Annotated in this window: 36 protein-coding genes; all 36 read right to left on the minus strand. The window is 22.3% G+C overall.

Translation table 11 applies throughout. The annotated features are described in order from the left end of the window. Window positions 1-16: 16 nt before the first annotated feature. The 36 genes from FEF22_RS01155 to rsmH all read right to left on the minus strand — a co-directional run bounded on the left by FEF22_RS01155 (window position 17) and on the right by rsmH (window position 20842). Window positions 17-988 carry a hypothetical protein gene (locus FEF22_RS01155; protein ID WP_138107936.1) on the minus strand — a complete coding sequence of 324 codons (972 nt, stop codon included), beginning with the start codon at window positions 986-988 and terminating at the stop codon, window positions 17-19. Continuing rightward, window positions 985-1602, minus strand: coding sequence for a dTMP kinase (gene tmk / locus FEF22_RS01160; protein ID WP_138107935.1), 618 nt, complete (start codon window positions 1600-1602; stop codon window positions 985-987). Before tmk ends, FEF22_RS01155 begins: the two co-directional genes overlap by 4 nt. 24 nt (window positions 1603-1626) lie before the next feature. Continuing rightward, window positions 1627-2367 carry a tRNA pseudouridine(38-40) synthase TruA gene (truA, locus tag FEF22_RS01165; RefSeq protein ID WP_138107934.1) on the minus strand — a complete coding sequence of 247 codons (741 nt, stop codon included), beginning with the start codon at window positions 2365-2367 and terminating at the stop codon, window positions 1627-1629. Window positions 2368-2440: 73 nt separating this feature from the next. After that, a complete protein-coding gene (locus FEF22_RS01170) occupies window positions 2441-3475 on the minus strand; it encodes an energy-coupling factor transporter transmembrane component T family protein (protein WP_138107933.1) in 1035 nt (344 codons plus the stop codon). 4 nt (window positions 3476-3479) lie between these two features. Beyond that, complete coding sequence (locus tag FEF22_RS01175; RefSeq protein ID WP_138107932.1) at window positions 3480-4337, minus strand: ATP-binding cassette domain-containing protein; 858 nt, start codon at window positions 4335-4337, stop codon at window positions 3480-3482. Further along, window positions 4313-5140 (minus strand): ATP-binding cassette domain-containing protein, encoded by an 828-nt coding sequence (locus FEF22_RS01180; RefSeq protein ID WP_138107931.1) that lies wholly within the window; start codon window positions 5138-5140, stop codon window positions 4313-4315. The genes FEF22_RS01175 and FEF22_RS01180 overlap by 25 nt, the downstream gene beginning before the upstream one ends. Before the next feature lie 121 nt (window positions 5141-5261). Then, window positions 5262-5618: a 50S ribosomal protein L17 gene (gene rplQ / locus FEF22_RS01185; RefSeq protein WP_138107930.1), complete on the minus strand. Its 357-nt coding sequence runs from the start codon at window positions 5616-5618 to the stop codon at window positions 5262-5264. A 67-nt stretch (window positions 5619-5685) separates the two neighbouring features. Then, the gene (locus tag FEF22_RS01190) at window positions 5686-6639 is read right to left on the minus strand and encodes a DNA-directed RNA polymerase subunit alpha (RefSeq protein ID WP_138107929.1); all 954 of its coding nucleotides are present in this window, start codon (window positions 6637-6639) and stop codon (window positions 5686-5688) included. Between the two features lie 26 nt (window positions 6640-6665). Then, complete coding sequence (rpsK, locus tag FEF22_RS01195; RefSeq protein WP_138107928.1) at window positions 6666-7061, minus strand: 30S ribosomal protein S11; 396 nt, start codon at window positions 7059-7061, stop codon at window positions 6666-6668. A 2-nt stretch (window positions 7062-7063) separates the two neighbouring features. Then, the gene (gene rpsM, locus FEF22_RS01200; protein WP_138107927.1) at window positions 7064-7471 is read right to left on the minus strand and encodes a 30S ribosomal protein S13; all 408 of its coding nucleotides are present in this window, start codon (window positions 7469-7471) and stop codon (window positions 7064-7066) included. Window positions 7472-7504: 33 nt separating this feature from the next. Continuing rightward, window positions 7505-7621 carry a 50S ribosomal protein L36 gene (gene rpmJ, locus FEF22_RS01205; protein WP_138107926.1) on the minus strand — a complete coding sequence of 39 codons (117 nt, stop codon included), beginning with the start codon at window positions 7619-7621 and terminating at the stop codon, window positions 7505-7507. A gap of 44 nt (window positions 7622-7665) precedes the next feature. After that, window positions 7666-7881 (minus strand): translation initiation factor IF-1, encoded by a 216-nt coding sequence (gene infA, locus FEF22_RS01210; RefSeq protein ID WP_138107925.1) that lies wholly within the window; start codon window positions 7879-7881, stop codon window positions 7666-7668. Window positions 7882-7934: 53 nt separating this feature from the next. Next, on the minus strand, window positions 7935-8681 hold the full coding sequence (map, locus tag FEF22_RS01215; protein ID WP_138107924.1) for a type I methionyl aminopeptidase: 747 nt from the start codon (window positions 8679-8681) through the stop codon (window positions 7935-7937). A 73-nt stretch (window positions 8682-8754) separates the two neighbouring features. Further along, a complete protein-coding gene (gene secY, locus FEF22_RS01220; protein ID WP_138107923.1) occupies window positions 8755-10008 on the minus strand; it encodes a preprotein translocase subunit SecY in 1254 nt (417 codons plus the stop codon). Window positions 10009-10024: 16 nt separating this feature from the next. Further along, window positions 10025-10465 (minus strand): 50S ribosomal protein L15, encoded by a 441-nt coding sequence (gene rplO / locus FEF22_RS01225; RefSeq protein WP_138107922.1) that lies wholly within the window; start codon window positions 10463-10465, stop codon window positions 10025-10027. A 2-nt stretch (window positions 10466-10467) separates the two neighbouring features. Next, the gene (gene rpmD, locus FEF22_RS01230; RefSeq protein WP_138107921.1) at window positions 10468-10662 is read right to left on the minus strand and encodes a 50S ribosomal protein L30; all 195 of its coding nucleotides are present in this window, start codon (window positions 10660-10662) and stop codon (window positions 10468-10470) included. Then, window positions 10634-11203, minus strand: coding sequence for a 30S ribosomal protein S5 (gene rpsE / locus FEF22_RS01235; RefSeq protein WP_338140410.1), 570 nt, complete (start codon window positions 11201-11203; stop codon window positions 10634-10636). Before rpsE ends, rpmD begins: the two co-directional genes overlap by 29 nt. Beyond that, window positions 11203-11556, minus strand: a complete 354-nt coding sequence (gene rplR / locus FEF22_RS01240) for a 50S ribosomal protein L18 (protein ID WP_138107920.1) — start codon at window positions 11554-11556, stop codon at window positions 11203-11205. Before rplR ends, rpsE begins: the two co-directional genes overlap by 1 nt. 41 nt (window positions 11557-11597) lie before the next feature. After that, window positions 11598-12140: a 50S ribosomal protein L6 gene (rplF, locus tag FEF22_RS01245; protein ID WP_138107919.1), complete on the minus strand. Its 543-nt coding sequence runs from the start codon at window positions 12138-12140 to the stop codon at window positions 11598-11600. 33 nt (window positions 12141-12173) lie between these two features. Then, a complete protein-coding gene (gene rpsH / locus FEF22_RS01250) occupies window positions 12174-12572 on the minus strand; it encodes a 30S ribosomal protein S8 (protein ID WP_138107952.1) in 399 nt (132 codons plus the stop codon). 14 nt (window positions 12573-12586) lie between these two features. After that, a complete protein-coding gene (gene rpsN / locus FEF22_RS01255) occupies window positions 12587-12856 on the minus strand; it encodes a 30S ribosomal protein S14 (RefSeq protein ID WP_138107918.1) in 270 nt (89 codons plus the stop codon). A gap of 25 nt (window positions 12857-12881) precedes the next feature. Further along, complete coding sequence (gene rplE / locus FEF22_RS01260; RefSeq protein WP_138107917.1) at window positions 12882-13421, minus strand: 50S ribosomal protein L5; 540 nt, start codon at window positions 13419-13421, stop codon at window positions 12882-12884. Window positions 13422-13438: 17 nt separating this feature from the next. After that, window positions 13439-13786: a 50S ribosomal protein L24 gene (rplX, locus tag FEF22_RS01265; protein ID WP_138107916.1), complete on the minus strand. Its 348-nt coding sequence runs from the start codon at window positions 13784-13786 to the stop codon at window positions 13439-13441. A 13-nt stretch (window positions 13787-13799) separates the two neighbouring features. Then, window positions 13800-14180 carry a 50S ribosomal protein L14 gene (gene rplN, locus FEF22_RS01270; RefSeq protein ID WP_138107915.1) on the minus strand — a complete coding sequence of 127 codons (381 nt, stop codon included), beginning with the start codon at window positions 14178-14180 and terminating at the stop codon, window positions 13800-13802. Next, window positions 14177-14446, minus strand: a complete 270-nt coding sequence (gene rpsQ, locus FEF22_RS01275) for a 30S ribosomal protein S17 (RefSeq protein ID WP_138107914.1) — start codon at window positions 14444-14446, stop codon at window positions 14177-14179. The genes rplN and rpsQ overlap by 4 nt, the downstream gene beginning before the upstream one ends. 53 nt (window positions 14447-14499) lie before the next feature. Next, window positions 14500-14694 carry a 50S ribosomal protein L29 gene (gene rpmC / locus FEF22_RS01280; protein WP_138107913.1) on the minus strand — a complete coding sequence of 65 codons (195 nt, stop codon included), beginning with the start codon at window positions 14692-14694 and terminating at the stop codon, window positions 14500-14502. After that, on the minus strand, window positions 14691-15113 hold the full coding sequence (rplP, locus tag FEF22_RS01285) for a 50S ribosomal protein L16 (protein WP_138107912.1): 423 nt from the start codon (window positions 15111-15113) through the stop codon (window positions 14691-14693). Before rplP ends, rpmC begins: the two co-directional genes overlap by 4 nt. Before the next feature lie 43 nt (window positions 15114-15156). Then, entirely contained in the window at window positions 15157-15852 is a 696-nt protein-coding gene (gene rpsC, locus FEF22_RS01290; RefSeq protein WP_138107911.1) for a 30S ribosomal protein S3, read from the minus strand. Next, the gene (gene rplV, locus FEF22_RS01295) at window positions 15836-16210 is read right to left on the minus strand and encodes a 50S ribosomal protein L22 (RefSeq protein ID WP_138107910.1); all 375 of its coding nucleotides are present in this window, start codon (window positions 16208-16210) and stop codon (window positions 15836-15838) included. The genes rpsC and rplV overlap by 17 nt, the downstream gene beginning before the upstream one ends. A gap of 29 nt (window positions 16211-16239) precedes the next feature. After that, the gene (gene rpsS / locus FEF22_RS01300) at window positions 16240-16536 is read right to left on the minus strand and encodes a 30S ribosomal protein S19 (RefSeq protein ID WP_138107909.1); all 297 of its coding nucleotides are present in this window, start codon (window positions 16534-16536) and stop codon (window positions 16240-16242) included. A 33-nt stretch (window positions 16537-16569) separates the two neighbouring features. After that, complete coding sequence (rplB, locus tag FEF22_RS01305; RefSeq protein ID WP_138107908.1) at window positions 16570-17400, minus strand: 50S ribosomal protein L2; 831 nt, start codon at window positions 17398-17400, stop codon at window positions 16570-16572. Window positions 17401-17476: 76 nt separating this feature from the next. Next, complete coding sequence (rplW, locus tag FEF22_RS01310; protein ID WP_138107907.1) at window positions 17477-17767, minus strand: 50S ribosomal protein L23; 291 nt, start codon at window positions 17765-17767, stop codon at window positions 17477-17479. Next, the gene (gene rplD, locus FEF22_RS01315; RefSeq protein WP_138107906.1) at window positions 17764-18402 is read right to left on the minus strand and encodes a 50S ribosomal protein L4; all 639 of its coding nucleotides are present in this window, start codon (window positions 18400-18402) and stop codon (window positions 17764-17766) included. Before rplD ends, rplW begins: the two co-directional genes overlap by 4 nt. Beyond that, entirely contained in the window at window positions 18395-19054 is a 660-nt protein-coding gene (gene rplC, locus FEF22_RS01320) for a 50S ribosomal protein L3 (protein ID WP_138107905.1), read from the minus strand. The genes rplD and rplC overlap by 8 nt, the downstream gene beginning before the upstream one ends. A gap of 48 nt (window positions 19055-19102) precedes the next feature. Then, window positions 19103-19417, minus strand: coding sequence for a 30S ribosomal protein S10 (rpsJ, locus tag FEF22_RS01325; RefSeq protein WP_138107904.1), 315 nt, complete (start codon window positions 19415-19417; stop codon window positions 19103-19105). Between the two features lie 498 nt (window positions 19418-19915). Beyond that, entirely contained in the window at window positions 19916-20842 is a 927-nt protein-coding gene (rsmH, locus tag FEF22_RS01330) for a 16S rRNA (cytosine(1402)-N(4))-methyltransferase RsmH (protein WP_138107903.1), read from the minus strand. Window positions 20843-20862: the final 20 nt, after the last annotated feature.

Raw genomic sequence — 20862 nt, forward strand, 5'->3', positions numbered from 1 at the left:
TTTCAATTTAAAAAAATTAAATTTCCTTCTTAAAAATTTTTTCTATTTTTATAAAAAAAATCATAAAACAAACTAAATCATCTAAAATATGATTTTTTTGTTCTAATTCTTTAAAAATATACAAAATATTATTAATTTGCTCAATAGATATTTTATTTTTATCACAAAAATAATTTAAAATATTTAAAGGAAAAAAAAATTTTAAATTATTTTTTTTATAATTTAAATCTAAAAAAAACATTGTGAAAATAAATAAAAAATCTTTAAAAAAAATTTTACATTCTTCTGAAATATTTCTTATAAATAAAAATAATTTTTTTTTATCTAAAAAAAATGGAAAATTATCCAAAAAAAACAAAAAAAATTTTTTAAAATTACAATAATATGAACTTAATACAAAATTTGATTCTCTAATTTTAGAACGATTAAATAAAAAAATTAAATAATAATCCAAATTTTCTTTATCAGATTTATTAATTAAAAAATCATCACTTTCTAAATTAAAATTTTTATTATTAATCAAATCTAAAGAAAAAACTTGAGCTCTTGATACAATAGTAGGTATTAAAAGATAACGATTACTAGTTAATAAAATAAATAAAAAATTTTCATTAACAGGATTTTCTAAAAAATAAAGCAAACTATGAGAAGCTTGATAAGAAATATTTTCAGCTTTAGCAATTAAACAAACTTTTTTTTTTTGCAAAAAAGAAGTATGAAAAAAATATTTTTGCATATTCAAAATATGTTCTTTTTTGATTTCTTCATCTTTTATTCCTAAATGATAAATATTAGGATAACTAAAATTTTCAATCCAATTTCTTAATTTTTCTGATTGGTTTTCAGTTTTCAAAAATTCATAAATCAATTCAATAGCAATTTTTTTTTGCTCTATAAATTCTTTTCCTTCTATCAAATAAAAATGAGTTAACTTTTTATTTTTAATAATAATTTTAAACCTATTTAATAAATATTTATAATTATTCATAATTTTATTTTTAATAATTTTTCAATTTTTTTTTGTATTATATTTTGAATATTTAATAAACTTGAATTTACATCTATTTTATAAATTCTTTTTGGATATTTTTCACAAAGATTTAAATATCCTTGTCTTATTCTATTATGAAATTGTAAATCTTTTAAATCGAAATATTCTATCTTATCTTTTCTATTTTTATATAATCTTTCTAATGCTATTTTAGGATCTAAATCTAAATAAAAAGTAATATTTGGTAAATTTAAAAAAGCTTTATAATTAATTTTTTTTAGCCATTTTTCTTCTGCTCCACCAACAAATCCTTGATAAACAATAGAAGAATCTAAATATCGATCACAAACAACAATTTTTTTATTTTCCAAAGAAGGAATAATAACTGTTCGTAAATGTTCATTTCTATCAGCTGCATATAATAAAGATTCTGTAATTATATCAATTTTATTAGAAAAATTAAATAAAATATTTTTTATTTTGGAATTGAAAATTCCATCTCCCGGTTCCTTGGTTAAAATAACTTCATAATTATTAGATAATTTTTTAAATAAAAATTTTGATAAAGTAGTTTTTCCTGTAGATTCTCCACCTTCAAAAGAAATAAACATTGTTATTATTCTTCTTTCTTTGTTTTAATAAAAAATTTTACTTAAATATAAACCTTTAGCGGGAGCAGCAAAAGAACACTTTTGATTTGTATTCAAATTTATTGTATCTATTAATTCAGTTAAACTTCTTTGTTTTTTTCCAATTTGAATTAAAAATCCAACTAAAAATAAAATCATTTTTTTTAAAAAACCTTTTCCATGAAAAAATAAAATATATTTTTCTTCTGTTTCTGCTAAAAAAGAACGATAAATTTTTTTTATTGTTGATTTATTTTTATCTTTATTATTAGTAAATAAAGAAAAATCATGTTTACCTTCGCAAAAACATATTGCTTTAGAAATTTTTTCAAAATCAATAGAATCAAAATAAACTTTTAAACAATAATTAAAAGGATTTAAAGGTTTTTTAGAAAAAACATATTTATAAATTTTTGATTTAGAATTATAACGCGCGTGAAAATTATTATTTACTAATTTTATATCAATTATTTTAATAGATTCAGGTAAAATTTTATTTAAATTAAATTTTAATACATTTTCAAAAATAAAAAATGATAAAGAAAAATGAACAACTTGACCTTCAGCATGAACACCTTTATCTGTGCGACTAGCAGCAAAAGTTTTAATTGGTTTTTTTGTTAATTTAAATAAAGATTTTTCCAAAACCGACTGAATAGTAATTAATTTGGTTTGTTTTTGTTTTTGATAACCATAATAACCAGTTCCATTATAACTCAAAATCATTTTATAAGTAAAATTTTTCAATATAAAAAATCCTTTCACTATTTATATAAATATTTTGTTTAATTTAATAAAATTTTGAAAAATTATTAATTTATCAAAAAAAACTTATCAAAAAAAATAAAAAAACAATAATTAATATAAAATAATCTTTTTTTAAAATTTTATAATTAGCTAATTTAGTACGTTCTTGTCCTAAAACAAATCCTCTACTTTCCATAGCATTAGCTAAAACAAAAGATTTTTTAAAAGATAAAATAAAAATAGGTATCAATAGAGAAATTAAATAATAAATTTTTTTAAAAAAATTATGAGTATAAAAATTCAAACCACGAGATAATTGAGCTTTAAAAATTTTTTGTGTTTCTTCTAATAAAAAAGGAATAGACATAAAAATTAAAGATAACATAATAGAAAAAATTTCTACAGGAAATTTAATTTTTTTTAAAGGTTTTAGGATAATTTCTAATCCATCATTAATTTCTATAAAAGAAGTAGTTTGATTTATTAAAATATTAACTATTAATATCAACAAAATACGGATAAAAATTAAAAAAATTTGAAACAAATCATTTTTTTTAAAAAAAATACTTTGTATATATATTTTTGAAAAGAAACTAATATAAATATAACCATAATGAATTAAAAAAGGTAAAACTAAAAAAAAGAAAAAATTCAAAATCCAATAAATCTTTTTATAAATTTTATCTTTTACAAAAAAACAAAAAAATAAAAAAAATATAAAAAATATAAAAAATAAATTAAAAAAATTTTTCCATATATAAATTTCTAAATAATCATTATGATTAGCTAAATTAGGTATTTGAAATGATGAATGAATTATCAAACTAAAAAGAAAAAGAAATTTAAAATTCAAAATCTGATAAAATAATTTTTTTAAAGAAAAATCAATAATTATTAATAACCAAAATAAAACAAAAATAAAAAAAATAAAAAGAAAAATATTCATATAAAAATATATATTATTTTGAGAAAAATTAATGTTTAAACTAAAAATAATTTTAAACATCAAAACAGTTAAAATAATTTTTATAGCAGGATTTAAACGATATAAAAAAAATTTATTTTCTTCAAAATTATATTTTTTTATATTATTATAATTGTTTTTCATCCAACTATTTTTTCCCTCTAAAAAATTTTTTTAAATATTGATAAATTTCTTTTAAAGAATATTTAGGTTCAAAAGGAATATTTATTTTTTCTTGTAAAAATTTTAAAATTTTAAAAGTTTCAGGTCTTTCTATATTTTTATATTTTATTTTTTCATTTAAAAAAAAATCTTTTTTACAACCAAAAAAAACAATTTCTCCTTTTTCTAATAAAATAACCTTATTAGCAAATTCAGAAACTAAATCCATGTCATGTGTTATAAAAATAATAGTTTTTTTTTCATTATGATTTTTTTTAATTAAAATATTAATTATTTCATTCCTATTTTTAATATCTAATCCTCTAGTAGGTTCATCTAAAATTAAAATAGAAGGTTCCATTGCTAAAATACCAGCAATAGCAACTTTTCTTTGTTGTCCGCCTGATAATTGAAAAGGTGATGAATTAAATAATTCTTCATCAATATTAACTTGTTTTAAAACTTCAATAGCTTTTATTTTAGCCTCATAATCACTTTTTCCAAAATTTTTAGGAGCAAACATAACATCTTTCAAAACTGTCGTTTCAAATAATTGATATTCTGGAAACTGAAAAACCAAACCTATTCTTCTTCTTAATGGAATTAAATTTTGAGAAGAAGTCTTAGAATCTATTTTATTTTTAAAAATTTCTATATTCCCTTCAGAAGGAATTAATAAACCATTCATTAATTGTACTAAAGTAGATTTTCCAGAACCTAATTTCCCTAATAAAGCAATAATTTCCCCTTTGTCTTCTATCTTTAAGTTAATATTTTTTAAAGCACAATTTTTTTTTTTATTTTTATTATAATAATAAGTTACATTTTCAAAATATATTGCCATAAAGCATCCTTTAACTTATTAAAAAATTTTTTATTTTTATTTTGAGTATCAATTTTTCTATCCTTAAATAATAAAAAATAAAGTTGCAAAGATAAAGGTAAATTAGGGAAAAATTTATATAAAAAATCAAAATCTTTTAAAAACTTATGAGATTTTTCATATTTCAATAAAAAACCTTCTTGCAAAAGCATAATTTTATCACTTTTTAAAGCAAAAGAAAAATCATGAGTAATAGTTATTAAAATTTTATTTTTTTGTTTATGAATATTTTGAATAATATTTTGAATTTCTTTTGCTCCTTTCGGATCTAAAAAAGCAGTAGGTTCATCAAAAATAATAATTTCTGGTTCCATAGCTAGCACTGAAGCGATAGAAACTTTTTGCTTTTGTCCTCCAGATAATTCTTGAGGTTTTTTATATAATAAATCTTCAATTCCTAGCATTGCAGAATATTTTTTAATTTTTTCTAAAATTTCAGATCTTTGAAATTTTTTATTTTCTAATCCAAAAGCAATATCGCTTCTTACATCAAAACCTACAAATTGATAATCAGGGTTTTGAAAAATAATTCCAATTAAAGAACGTAAATAAATTAAATTATCTTCATTTAAAGAAAAATTATTAATTAAAATTTCTCCTTTTTGAAATTGCAATAAACCAGTTAAAATTTTAGCCAATGTAGATTTACCAGAACCATTTTCACCTATAATAGAAATCCATTGTCCAGATTCAATTATAAAATTCAAATTATGAAAAATTCTTTTATCTTTGTATTTGAAATCTAAATTTTTAACAATTATCACTTATAATTAATTTCTTTCTTTTAAGGTTTTAATAAAAAATTAAATTAAAAAATAAACAAAAAAAATAAAATTTAATTAATTTTTATTTTTAATATTTATTAAAAAAATTATTTTCTAAAAACTAAACTAAAAAAAGCCAAGCCATATTAGAAGAATCTCCTCTACGAAATGTACTTTTCAAAACTCTTGTATATCCGCTTTTTCTATTTTGATATTTTAAAGATATATCTGTAAATAATTTTTGTAAAATAGTCTTTTTCTCATCTACTTTACCATCATAAATCCAAATTAATGCTCTACGTCTGGAATCTAAAGTATTTTTTTTACTTAAAGTAATCAATTTATCTATTATCTTTGAAGCTTCTTTTGCTTTAGACTCAGTTGTAAAAATTTTTTCATATTTTATTAAATTAGATACTAAATTTCTTAATAAAGCTTTTCTTTGGGACGAATTACGTCTCAATTTACTGTAAGCCATTATATTATTAACTCCTATCGTAAAATTATAAAATAAATTTTTAAAAATATTTTTTATTTATCATTTATCATTCTTTTTTAAAAGAAATTTCTAATTTATCCATTTTTTGTTTTAATTCTTCAAAGGATTTTTTTCCTAAACTATTTAATTTCATAATATCTTTTTCTCTATAATTTACTAATTCTTTAACAGTATTAATTCCTGAATTTTTTAAACTATTAAATAATCTTACAGAAACTTCTAATTGATCAATTTTTAAATCTAAAACATGATTATGACTTTCTATTTTAGGTTCATAAATGAAATTATTTTCTTGAACTTTTTCGCATAATTCTAATAAAACATTTAAATGATCGATTAAAATTTTAGAAGCAGTAGCTAATGCTTCTTTAGAAGTAATAGATTTGTTAGTTGTTATATTCATAGTTAATTCTTCTTTATTATTTAACTTTTGTTCGACATTAAAAGAAAAACTAGAAATAGGAGTATAAATAGAATCAATAGGAATAACTCCAAAACGATTTTGATTATAAATTTTATTTCCTTCAGAACTTACATAACCCATTCCTTTTCTCACGCTTACTTCCATTTTAAAACGAGTTGTTTCTCCTGAAATACGAGCAATATGTTGTTCTTTGTTAATAATTTTAACTCCATCAACAAGTTTAAAATCAGCAGCAGTAACAACTCGCTCACCTACAACATCTATTTCTAATTTTTGTTCAAAATCCTCTTCAGAAGAATCCACAGCTAAAATAACTTTTTTTAAATTTAAAACAATAGACATAACATCTTCGTAAACACCAGGAATTACGCTAAATTCATGTTCAACACCTTCAATATAAACATTAACAATTGCAGCTCCAGGCAAAGAAGAAAGTAAAACTCTTCTTAAAGAATTTCCGAGAGTAACGCCAAAACCTCTTTCTAAACGTTTAACAATGAATGTTTTATTAAATAAATCATTCCCATCTGCTTCATCAACAGTCATAACAGGTTTTATAAATTTTAATTTTTCCATTTTTATACCCTTCTACTCTTGTTTTTCTATCCTCGTGGACGTTTAGGAGGCCTACAACCATTATGAGGAATAGGAGTGCTGTCCGTAATAGAAAGAACTTCTAATCCCAATTCTTTTAAAAAACGAATAGAACTTTCTCTACCAGAACCAGGACCTTTAACGAAAACATCTACTCTTTGAACGCCTTGTTCTTTAGCTGATAAAACAACTTTTTTTACTATTTGTTGCGCAGCAAAAGCAGTAGACTTTCTTGAACCAGAAAATCCAACATACCCAGCAGAACCACAAACAATAGTATTTCCTTTCATATCAGTAATATTAATAATAGTATTACTAAAATTAGTTTGGATTTTTACTTGAGCTTTACCCAAAGGAAGAATCTTTTTTATTTTTTTACGTTTATTCTTTTTCTTTTGAAGCATAATTAAATTCCTCTTTTGCTATTATTTTTAATATTTTTATTGTTATTCAGAGACAATTTAATTGTTCTATTTCTTTTAGCAGTTTTAGCATTATTCTTAGTATGTTGACCATTAACTGGCAATCCTCTTCTATGATTAATTCCTCTATCGCATCTAATTTCTATTAGACGTTTAATATCTGAAAAAACTTTACTTCTTAATTCACCTTCAACAATTATTTTAGAAGAAATAATTTCATTTCTAATGTGAGATAATTGTTCTTCAGTTAATTGGTTTACACGAATATTTTCATCAATATTCAATTTTTTTAAAATTTTCTTTGATTGGCTTTTTCCAATGCCTAAAATATAAGTAAGAGCTATTACTATTCTTTTATTGATAGGTAAGTCTACTCCTTCTACTCTTGCCATATTATTTATTTATACCCTTTCATAATTTTAATATTATCCTTGTCTTTGATTATTACGACGTTTTTTTTTGTTAATAATATATACTCTTTTTTTACGTCGAACAACAATATCATCTTCACTACGTTTCTTAACAGAAGCTCTAACTTTCATTTTTAAATTCTCCTCAATAATTTTTAACAAAAAATAATAATTTCTTATTTTTTGTTAATATAACGAAAAATAATACGTCCTTTTTGATCTACTTTCACTAAATCACCTAATAAAATACGAATATTATTAGTCCTCATTTTACCAGAAATATAAGCAGTAATTATTTTTCCATTAGATAATTTTAATTGAAACTTAGTATTTGGTAAAATTTTAATAACTAAAGCATCATCGCTTTCAATATCATTTTTTTTTTCATTCATATGTTCACAATAATATCCTTCTAAAATAATTTTTTATAATAATTAATTTATATTTATAATGTTAAAATTTCATATCCTTCTTCAGTAACTAAAATTGTATGTTCGAAATGAGCACTTAAACTATAATCAGCAGTAAAAGCTGTCCATCCATCTTCTTTTATTTTAACGTTTTTTCCTCCTAAAGTAAACATAGGTTCGATACAAAAAATCATACCAGGTTTCATTAAATAATCTTTCTTAATATAATTAAAATTAAAAATATAAGGTTCTTCGTGAAGTTTAGCGCCTATTCCATGTCCAGAAAAAACTTCTATTATGCCGTAATTATACTTTAAACCAATTTTTTCAATAGCAATAGAAATATCTGAGATATAATTACCTTTTTTAACTTGTTTTATTCCTTCAAATAAAGCTTTTTCAGTATTATACAAAAAATTCTTAACTTTCTGCGATACATTTCCTAAAGCACAAGTATAAGCAGAATCAACATAATAATTTTTATGTTTAATTCCGATATCAATGGTAACTATATCTCCTAATTTTAAAATTATATCTTTAGAAGGTAAACCGTGAACAATAACTTCATTAACAGATATGCAAGTATAACCACCAAATCCTTTGTAATCTTTAAAAGCAGAAATAACCCCATGTTCTGCCATTAAATCTCGTGCAATAATATCTAGTTCAAAAGTTGAAACTCCAGCTTTTACAAAATTGAATAACTTTTTTCTAATAACAGATAAAATCTTTCCTGCTTCTCTCATTATAACAATTTCATTCGAAGTTTTAATAAATAACATTATAAATATAACCAAACCTCTCTAAAAAAAATAAATAAAATAAAAAAATATTAATTAATTTTTTTATTTTAAATTAAAACAATTTATCATACATTTGTTGAATATTTGTTTTAGAAGTTATTCTTTGTATAAAGTCAAAAACCACTCCTACAATAATTAGGAGGCTAGTACCACCAAATTTAAAATTTTTTGGAATTGAGAAAAAATATCCAATCAAATCTGGAGAAGCGGATAATAAAGTCAATAAAATAGTTCCTACAATTGTAACTCTAAATAATTCATAAGTAATTTTATAAACAGTTTCTTTTCCTGGTTTAACACTTTCTAAAAAAGCATCTTGTTTTGATAAACTTTCAGCAATTTCATTAGGTTGAATAATCATAAAAACTGTAAAAAAAGAGAATAAAATAATCAATAAAAGATAAATAAAAAATCCTATTCCTAAATAATGTCTTGATTCAACAAAAAGTTTTGCAAATTTATTAAAAAAACTGTCTTTATTAAAGAAAACACTAAAAATAGGAATAACATTTAATAAAGTATTAGCTAAAATAATAGGTAATACTCCGACAACATTAACCTTAATAGGGATATTTCTTTCTATTTTATTATCATTATTTACCTTAGTAGTATAATGAATAGGAATATTTAAATAAGAAGAAGATAAAATAACAGTTAAAATTAACAAAAGTAAAAATAAAAACAATATAATTATTCTATCGGCAATATACATACTACCATCGCCTTTTATTAAAAATTTAAAAAGATTAAAAACTTCTTTGCTTATACTCAAAACCAATAAAAGAGAAACACCATTACCAATTCCTTTAGAAGTTATTAAATCAGATAACCAAATACAAATAAAAGCGCCAACTATTAAAAAAAATAATGTTTGTAAAATTAAAAACAAATCATCTTGTGGATAAAAAACTTTAGAATTTAAAATTAAAGCTAAACTTTGAGCTATAGCGAAAAAAAAAGTCAAAATTCTAGTAAATATACTCGTTTTATATTTACCTTTTTCTCCTTGTTCTGACCATTCTTTCAAAGGTAAAAAAAACTTTTGCATAATCTGAACAAAAATAGAAGAAGTAATATAAGGCATAACGCCTAAGGATAAAAGACATAAAGTATTAAAATGTTCGCCTAAAAAACCAAATAAAAAAGGTAATTTTTGATGTGAAATAATTAACTCATATTTTCTTACAGGAAGAAAAGGAATATAAATATTAGAACCCACTACATAAACAAAAATAATAAATAAAGTAAAAAAAATTTTCTTAATTATATCTTTTTTATTTAAAAAAAAATTAATTATTTTTTTCATATTCTACTCCAAAAATTTAATTTAATATTTCTGCATTTCCGCCATTTTTTTTAATAATTTCTTTTGATTTGTTAGAAAACTTAGAAGCTTGAACAGTTAATTTTTTAGTAAAATTACCTTTAGATAAAACTTTAATTAATAAATTATTTTTTTTAATAATTTTATTTTTAATTAAAAGTTCTCTATTGACTAAAGTTCCGTTATCAAAAATCTCTAAATCTTGTAAATTAACTAGTGAATAATTCTTTTTGTTTATATTATGAAAACCTCTTTTCGGAATTCTTTGAAAAAAAGGAGTTTGTCCACCTTCAAATCCTATTCTAACATTTCCTCCTGAACGAGCTAATTGCCCTTTAGAACCTCTTCCTGAAGTTTTACCATTGCCACTACCAGGTCCTCTTCCTAAACGTTTAGTTGTTTTTCTTGAACCTTTAACAGGTTTTAATGAATTTAACATTTTTAATTTTCCTTTTCAATAATTTCTTTAATTGAAACTAAATGATTAATTTTTTTAAGAATTCCTTGAATAATTGCAATATCTTTTTTTATAACTTTTTGATTAATCTTTCTCAATCCTAAAGCATAAGCATTTTTTATTTGGTTTGGTTTTCTTCCGATTAAACTTTTATTTAATGTGATTTCTATTTTTTTCATTTTTATAATCCTTAAATTTTTCAATTAAAGAAATTCCTCTAATTTGTTCAATTTTTTTAATAGTTCTTATTTTTTTTAACCCATCTTCTACTGCTCTCAAAACATTAATAGAATTTCTAGAGCCAAAAGATTTTGCTAAAATATCATTTATTCCTGCTAATTCAAAAATAGTTCTTGCTGCTTTTCCTCCAGCAATAATACCTTTTCCTGTTGAAGCAGGTTTTAAAATAATTTTAGTAGAACCAAAAACACCTATAATTTCGTGAAAAATAGTAGAACCTTGAGCTAATTCAACATTAATTAATTTTTTTTTAGCTTTTTCTAAAGCTTTTTTAATAGCTTCTAAAATTTCTTGAGCTTTTCCAGTAGCAAAACCTACTTTCCCCTTTTTATTACCTACAACAACTAAAGCAGAAAATCTAAAACGACGACCACCTTTAACAACTTTAGTAATTCTTTTAATTTGAATTACTTTTTCTTCAAAAATATTTTTTTTAAATTGATTAGCGTCTTTTTTATTTTTAATATAACTTTCTTTTATCAAAATTTTAACCCTTCTTTTCTAGCGTTTTCAGTTAAAGCTTTAATTCTTCCGTGATATAAAAATCCTCCACGATCAAAAACAACACAATTAATTCCTTTTTTTAAAGCTTTTTGTGCAATAAGTGTTCCGATATGACCAGCTACTTCTTTGTTAACTAATTTCGCTTCAATATCTCTACTATGAGCACTACATAAAGTAATTTGTTTTTGATCATCTATAATTTGAACAAAAAAATGTTGGTTCGAAACGAAAATATTTAAACGTGGTCTTTCTGAAGTACCCATTATTTTTTTTCTTAAACGTAAATGTCTTTTTTTACGTAAACTTAGAGATGAATATTTATTTTTCATATAATTTGTTAAGAAATAATTAATCCTTTCTTATTAAATTTTTATTTTTTAGCGCTTTTACCAGATTTACGATGAATATACTGACCAACATATCGAATACCTTTACCTTTATAAGGTTCTGGTTTACGTAATTTAACAATTTTAGCAGCAAATTCTCCTACAAATTGTTTATCTATGCCTTTAACAATAATTTCTTTATTTTTTAAAATTTCTATTTCTAAATTATTTGGAATATCTAAAATAACATTATGCGAAAAACCTAAATTAAAAATCAATTTAGAACCTTCTTTTTTAACATCATATCCCAAACCAACAATTTCAAGTTTTTTAAAAAAATTATCTTTTAATCCCTTAACCATATTAAACAATAAAGCTCTTGTGGTTCCGTGAATTTTTTTCATAAAAACTTCATCATTCGGTCTAGAAATATGAATAAAATCGCCTTCTTTTTTTATTTTTAAACCAGAATTAAACTGATATTCTAAATTTCCTTTAGATGAATTAACGATAACTAAATTTTTATCTTTAATTTCAACTTTTACCCCTTCAGGAATAAAAATTGGTTTTTTTCCTATTCTAGACATTTAATATCTCCTTAATAATTATGAAAAATATAATTACCAAATATAAGCTAAAACTTCTCCTCCAACTTTATTCAATCTAGCTTCATGATCTGTTAAAATACCTTTTGAAGTAGAAATTAAAGCTATTCCTAAACCATTAGATACTTTAGGGATTTTCTTTAAAGAAACATATTTAGAAACTCTTTTTAATCCTATAATTACTCTTTCCTTAGTAACATTATCATATTTTAAATAAACAATAATAACTTTTTTATTTTTACTTTTTTTATCTAAATACAATACTTGAAAATCTTTTATAAAACCTTCTTTTTTTAAAGCTTCTATTATTTTTAATTTTATTTTAGAAAGAGAAACAGAAACTTTTTCATGAAACATAAAATTAGCATTACGAATTTTCGTAAGCATTGCAGCAATAGGATTATTTGACATAATATTTTTTTTCTCCTTTACCAACTAACCTTTTTAACTCCAGGTATTTTTCCTTGATTAGCTAAATTACGAAAATTTATACGAGATAAACCAAATTTTCTAATATAACCTCTAGCTCTTCCATCAATTTTATCTATATTCTTTATTCTAACAGAAGAAGAATTAACAGGAAGACGAGATAACGCTTTATAATCTTTTTTTTGTTTCAAAATCAAACGTTTTTCTTTATATTTTAAAAATAATTCTAGTTGTTTTAAATGTTTAACAATTTTAGATTTTTTCGCCATAAAAACCTCCTTTTTTTATTTTTTTTTATTTATGAAAAGGCATGCCATAAAATTCTAATAATTTTTTAGCATCTGAATCATTCTTAGCTGTAGTAACAATTGTAATATCCATTCCAGAAATTTTTTTAATTTTATCTAAATCAATTTCAAGAAAAACATTCTGTTCTTTTATTCCTAAAGAATAATTCCCATTACCATCAAAAGATTTAGGAGAAACTCCTCTAAAATCTCTTATTCTAGGAAAAACAATATTAATTAACTTATAAAAAAAAGCTTCCTTTTTTTTACCTCTTAAAGTTACTTTTAATCCAATAATCATTCCTTCTCTTAATTTAAAATTAGAAATAGATTTTTTTGCCTTAATCATTAAAGGTCTTTGGCCGCTTAATAAAGTTAATTGTTCATATAATTCATCTAAAACTTTATCATTAGAAACTGCTTCTCCAACTCCCATATTAATAACTATTTTTTCAATTTTAGGCACTTGCATTATTGATTTAAAATTAAAAATTTCTTTTAAAGTCAAAAATAAATTTTTTTCAGAATAATTGTTATAATTTTTCATTATATTTAAAACCTTCTTTAACTTATTATATCTACAAGAGCGCCAGTTTTTTTATAATAACGCACTTTTTTTCCTGATTCAATTCGAAAACCGATTCTACTAGGCATTTTGCTTTTTGGTTCAAATAAAGCAACATTAGAAATATGAATAGGAGACTCTTCTTTAATAATATTTCCTTTTTCATCATCTTTTGTAGGAGTTTTATGTTTAGTAACAATATTAATGCCTTCCACTAAAACCTTTTTTTCTTTAAAAAAAATTTTTAATACTTTTCCAGTTTTCAAACTTTTTTGACCTTGATCATTAAAATAAAAACGATCTTTTCCTGAAATAATAGAAACTATATCTCCTACTTTAATATACATAATAATAACCTCATCATATAATAAATACTTTCTCAGCTAAAGAAATAAATTTAGAAAAATTACTATTTCTTAACTTATTATTTTTAACTACAGGACCAAAAATTCTACTACCTCTAAGAGTCATATCATCTTTAATAATAACTACTGAATTATCATCAAATTTAATATAAGAACCATCTTTTCCTTTTAATCCTTTTTTAGTTCTCAAAATTAAAGCTTTTGTAACATCTCCTGATTTTACTGTACCAGAAGTTATCGCTTTTTTAACAGTTACAATAACAACATCACCTATATTAGCATAACGTCTTTGGCTAGAACCAGGAATATCAATAACTAAAACTTCTTTTGCGCCGCTATTATCAGCTACTAATAAACGACTATTTCTTGTAATCATACATTATTCTCCTTATTAGCTATCGAAAGAACTTTTAATAAACAAAATTTTTTTGTTTTAGACAAAGGTCTAGTTTCCATAAATTGAACAAAATCGCCTATTTTTGCAATTTCTTTTTCATCATGCACATAAAATTTACTAGTTCTTTTTATTCTTTTTCCATATAAAATATGCTTTTTATAATAATCTACTTTAACAGTAATTGTTTTTTGCATTTTATCAGAAACAACAGTACCTAATAAAATTTTTCTTAAATTACGAATCAATTTTAAACCTCCTTTTTAAATTAAAAATAATAAATAAATAATAAAGAAAAATTTTATTCTTTATTTGATTTTTGATTAATAACAGTTTTAATACGAGCAATATTTTTTCTTATTTTGCGTATAAGAGAAGTGTCTTTTGCTTGAGATAAATCTATTTTTAGTTTAACATGAAATAATTCTTTTTTCAGAAAAAGAATTTTTTTTTCTAGTTCTGAAAGTGTCATTTTCTGAATTTCTTTTATATTCATTCTTCTTGACCTCTTTTAACTATTTTAGTTTTAATAGGTAATTTATGAGATGCTAATTTTAAAGCAGTTATTTCGTTTTTTTCTATATTATTAATATCGCTCACTTCAAATAATAATTTTCCTTTTTTAACAACTGAAACCCAAAATTCAGGAGAACCTTTACCAGAACCCATTCTAACTTCCAAAGGTTTTCTAGTTAAAGATAAATGAGGAAATATATTAATCCAAACTTTACCTTCTCTTTTTAATTGACGAGTCATAGCGATACGAGAAGATTCTATTTGTTGACTTGTAATCCATGCACCTTCTTTAGCATATAAACCAAAATTACCATTTAAAATTTTATTTTTACCCTTCGCTTTTCCTTCATAACTTAAACGATGAAAACGACGATATTTAGTTTTTTTAGGCATTAACATAATATTTTGTCACCTTTGTCACCTTTTTTAAGGAATATTTTTTTTAATTTTTATTTTCTAAATCTGTTTGTTTAATATTATTATTTATTTTTAAAGTAGGAGTTTTTTTAATTCCATTATTGATTAAAACTTGAACTCCTAAAACTCCAAAAGTAGTATGAGCTTCTGAAAAACCATAATCAATATCACATTTAAAAGTATTCAAAGGAACAAGTCCCAAAGAAATAGATTCTCTTCTAGCGATTTCAGCTCCACCTAAACGACCAGAAATAGTAATTTTAACTCCTTCAGCTCCGCTTTTTAAAACTCTTTTAGAAAATATTTTTTGAACAGATCTAAAAAAAGCTCTTTTTTCTAATTGCAAAGCAATGTTTTGAGCAACTAAAATAGCAATTTTTTCAGAAGATTTAACTTCAAAAAAATTAACATTAAATTTTTTCTTAATTAATTGTTCTAATTTTTTTATTAAAACATTTTTTTCTTTTTTTTCAGCGCTCTGAACAAGACCTATTTTAGATGTATATAAATCAATTTCAATATTATCTATATTAGATTTTTTCAAACGCTTAATAACGATTTTAGAAATAATACCTTTTGTATAAAAATTATTTATTAATTTTCTTATTCTAAAATCTTCAATAACAAAAAAAGGGACTTGTTTATATTCAGCATACCACTGAGATTCCCAATTTTTATTAATTCCAAGTCTTAAACCTATAGGGTTACTCTTTTGACCCATTTATTATTTCTCCTTTATTTTCTAAATTTTTAGAAGCAACAACTATAGTTATAATGCTAGTTCTTTTTTTTATTTTATCTGATTTACCTTTAGCTCTAGCCATTAAACGAGTTAATCTAATTCCCTCATTAACAAAAATTTCCTTAATGTATAAATTTTCCATTTTCATACTAAAATTATTAATAGCATTAGATACAGCACTTTTTAAAAGTTTTAAAACAACAAAAGAAGATGCATTAGGAGTAAACATTAAAATAGCTTGAGCTTCTTTAATTTCCTTTCCTCGGATCAAATCAACAACTAAACGAGCTTTTCTAGGAGCAATAGATATTTGTTTTGCAACAGCTTTAACATTCATTTTGTTATACCTTCTTTAAATTCTTAAATTTATTTTTTGGAACTTTTTTTATTTTCTGGTTTCTTATCTTTTTTAGAATGACCACGAAAAGTACGAGTAGGAGAAAACTCACCTAATTTATGACCAACCATATCTTCTGTAATGGAAGAAATAATATATTCTTTACCATTATAAACAGAAAATTTGTGTCCAACAAAATCAGGCATAATAACACTTCTGCGAGAACGTGTTTGAATAACTTTTTTTATTTTATTTTTTTTTTGTTTAAATATTTTTTTTAATATATGTTCGTCACAAAAAGGACCTTTTTTAATAGAACGAGCCATTTTTCATATATACCTCTTATTAATTAATTTTTTTTATTTTTTGCGTCTTTTTAAAATTAAATTATCAGAAGATTTATTTCTTTTACGAGTTTTAAGGCCACGAGCTTTTTTGCCCCACGGTGTCATAGGAGATTTTCTTCCAATAGGAGCACGCCCTTCTCCTCCTCCATGAGGATGATCATTAGGATTCATAGCAGAACCTCTAACTGTTGGTCTTATAGATAAATAACGTGTTCTTCCAGCTTTACCATTTCTAATCAATTTATGAGATTCATTACCAATAATTCCTATTGTAGCTCTACAATTAGATAAAACTTTTCTAATTTCTCCAGAAGGTAAACTTAAAACAACATATTTATCTTCTTTTTTTACAATTTGAACTGAAGTTCCTGCGCTACGAGCTAATTGACCACCTTTATTTGGTTTCATTTCAATATTGTGAACAAAAGTTCCTATAGGAATATTTTTTAAAGGCAAAGAATTACCAACTTTTATATCAGAATCAACACCAGAAATAATAGTACTTCCAACAATTAAATTTTTAGGACATAAAATATATCTTTTTTCACCATCTTTATAATGAATCAAAGAAATATTACAATTACGATTAGGATCATATTCTATAGTAATAACTTTACCTAGTATATTATCTTTATCACGTTTAAAATCTATTAAACGATACATCTTTTTATGACCTCCGCCACGATGTCTTAAAGTAATTTTACCTTGATTATTTCTACCACCTGTTTTCTTTTTTGATAAAAGTAATTTTTTTTCCGGAGTAGAAGTAGTAATTTCATTAAAACTACGTAAACTCATGTTACGATGCCCATTTGATGTAGGTTTATATTTTTTAATAGACATAAAAAACCTTTCTTCCAAAATAATAGATTATAAATTATTTTGATTTGTTTTCAAAAGAAAAAATTAATATAATATTTTATTTATTAATAAAAATATCTATTTTTTGTCCTGGAACTAATTTAATAATAGCTTTTTTATAACCAGAAGTAAAACCACTATGTTTTCCTCTTCTTTTAAATTTAGGTAAAACATTAATAGTTCTAACATCCAAAACTTTAACATTAAAAATACTCTTAATAGCTTTTTTAATTTCTATTTTGTTGGCTTTATTATCAACTTTAAAAGTATATTCATTTTGAAATTCCATTTTTTTATTTGTTGATTCAGTAATAATAGAAGATTTTATTAAATCATAATATTTATTCATTTTTTTTCAACACCTTTTTCAAAAAAATTAATACATTCTTTAGAAATTATTATTTTTTTAAACTTTAACAGTTGATAAACACTAACATGTTTAACACTTTCAACATTAACTCCGGATAAATTATTAGTTGAAAGTAATAAATTATCATTTAATTCTTTAACTATAACTAAAATTCTATTATTCTTTGTATTAAGATTAATTTTCTTTAAAAAATTATAAAAGTATTTTGTTTTGGGATTTTCAAATTTAAAAGAATCAATAATAATTAAATTACCTTGCTCTAATTGCCAAGAAAAAGCAGATTTTATAGCTATTTTTTTAACTTTATAATTTACTTTTAAAGAATATTTTCTAGGTTTAGGGCCAAAAACAACACCTCCACCCCTCCATAAAGGAGAACGAATAGTACCATGACGCGCATTACCAGTTCCTTTTTGAGGATAAGGTTTTCTACCGCCGCCTCTTACAGCAGATCTATTTTTAGTAGAATGAGTGCCTTGTCTTAGTGCTGCTCTTTGACTATTAACAACATCATATAAAACTTGTTTATTAGGTTTTACTCCAAAAAACTCATCCAATAAATAAATTTCAGATACAAATTCGCCTTGTTGATTTAAAACATTACATTTAGGCATTATTTGACTCCTTTAAATTTTTTTTAAAAGCAGATTTTATAACAATAAAACCTTTTTTATTGCCAGGAATACAACCTTTAATTAAAATTATTTTTTTTTCAATATCAACTGAAATAATTTTTAAATTTTGCAAAGTAACTTTTTCGCAACCCATTTGACCAGGTAGTTTTTTTCCTTTAATTTTTCCTTTAATAGGCCCCATAGAACCAGGTCTTCTGTGGTATCTTGAACCATGACTCTCAGGTCCTCTACTTTGATTATGTCTTTTTATGTTTCCTGAAAATCCTTTACCTTTGCTAATACCTATAACATCAATAAATTCACCAGACTTAAAAATATTAATGTCTATCTTTTCGCCAATTTTAATATCTTTTAATTCATTTCTTTCAGGATAAGAAAAAGAAATTTCTCTTATAAAACTTTTAGGAACTAAATTATTTTTTTTAAAATGACCTAAAAGAGGTTTGCTAGTTAAATTTTCTTTTTTATCAAAAAAACCTAATTGAGTAGACTGGTAACCATCTATATTAATATTTTTTTGTTGCAAAACAATATTATCAGATACATCAACAATTGTTACTGGAATACAAAAGCCTTGAGAATCAAAAACTTGTGTCATACCTAATTTTCTTCCTAAAATACCTTTAGCCATTTTTTACCCTCTTTCACTAAATCAAAATTATTATTTATTAATTTATTATTATTTTTTTAAATAAATATTAACAGAAGATGGCAAATTAATACGCATTAAAGAATCAATTGTTTTAGCATTAGGACTAATAATTTGAATCAAACGTTTATGAGTTGAACGCCCAAATTGTTCTCTACTATCCTTATGAACAAAAGCAGAACGAAGAACAGTAAAAACCTCTCTTTTAGTAGGCAAAGGAATAGGTCCTTTGATTTTAACTCCAGTTTTTACAACACTATTAACAATTTTTTTAGCAACTTGATCAATTAATTGATAATCGTATGTTTTTAAAATAATTTTAACAACCTCTTGCTCTTTCATCATTTTGTTATACCTTCCATTTTAAAATTAATATTTAAATAAAAACAAAAAAATCATTAGAATATATTATTTTTTTATCTTTTGAAAAATTTCAAAAGATTATTACTTAATTATTTAATATAAAAACAATAAAAAAACTTATTAAATTAAATGAACAAAATAAATTCATAGAATAATAAATATGATTATATTTATTAATAAAAAGTTTATTTAAAAAATCATTTTACATTTTTTATATTTAGAAAAATAAAACAATTAAATTATAAATAAAAAAAAATTTAAATTAAAATTAATTAAATTAATATATTAAATTTATTAAAAACAAAATAGCAATAAATAGTAATACAATAACATAAACAAATTAATATCAAAAAATATAATCATTTCGTTTTTATAGAATTATTTATTTTTATTTAATTAATTTAAACTTTTTACCTAAAATATTATATCTTAATTATTATATATTAAAAAATTTATTATTTAAATATAACTATTTCAAAATTAGATATTTTTTACAGCAAATCTTAATTTAGCAGAATGACTACGATAATTTAATTTCAATTCTTTACAATCAGGATAAAAAATTTTTTTCTTAAACAACTTTAAAACAGTAGGAGGAATTTTATTGTCTTCTATAGGTAAATTTAAAGGAAAATTAGATTGACTATACTTTCTAAAAAAATGTTTAACCAAACGATCTTCAAGCGAATTAAAACTAATTACAACTATTCTTCCGTTTTTATTTAATAATTGTATACTTTGGAATAATGCATTTTCTAAATTTTTCAATTCTTGATTGACTTCTATTCTTAAAGCTTGAAAAATTTTTTTTGAACTATGCCCTCTTATTGTTTTTTTACCATAAAAATGATAAAACTTATCAATAATTCTTACTAATTCTAAAGTAGTATTTATTGGTCTTTTTTTTATAATTTCTTTAGCGATTAAAGAAGATTTTGTTTCTTCTCCATAAATAAAAAAAATATTTCTTAATTCCTCATAACTATAATTATTAATGACAAAATAAGCTGTTTTTTTTTGATTTTGATCCATTCTCATATCTAAAAAAGAATCACTCAAATAACTAAAGCCTCTTGATTTATCATCAATTTGAAAAGAAGATAACCCCAAATCAAAAACAATACCATCAATAGTAGAAATATTTTTCTTATTTAATTCTTCTTTTAAAAAATTAAAATTACTATGAATTAAAAAAATATTTTTATTTTTTTTAAATTTTTTTTTACAAAAATTAATGGAAAAAATATCTCTATCGAAAGAATATAATTGTCCATAAGTAAGTTTTTTTAAAATTTCTTCACTATGTCCTCCACCACCTAAAGTAGCATCGACATAAATACCTTTATTATTAATATTCAAACATTCTAAAACTTTTTCCGTTAAAACTGGAATATGATTAAAATTCATTTTATAATCCTTTTTTGAAA

It is taken from the genome of Texas Phoenix palm phytoplasma (genome assembly GCF_005774685.2).
Classification (GTDB): Bacteria; Bacillota_I; Bacilli_A; order Acholeplasmatales; family Acholeplasmataceae; genus Phytoplasma.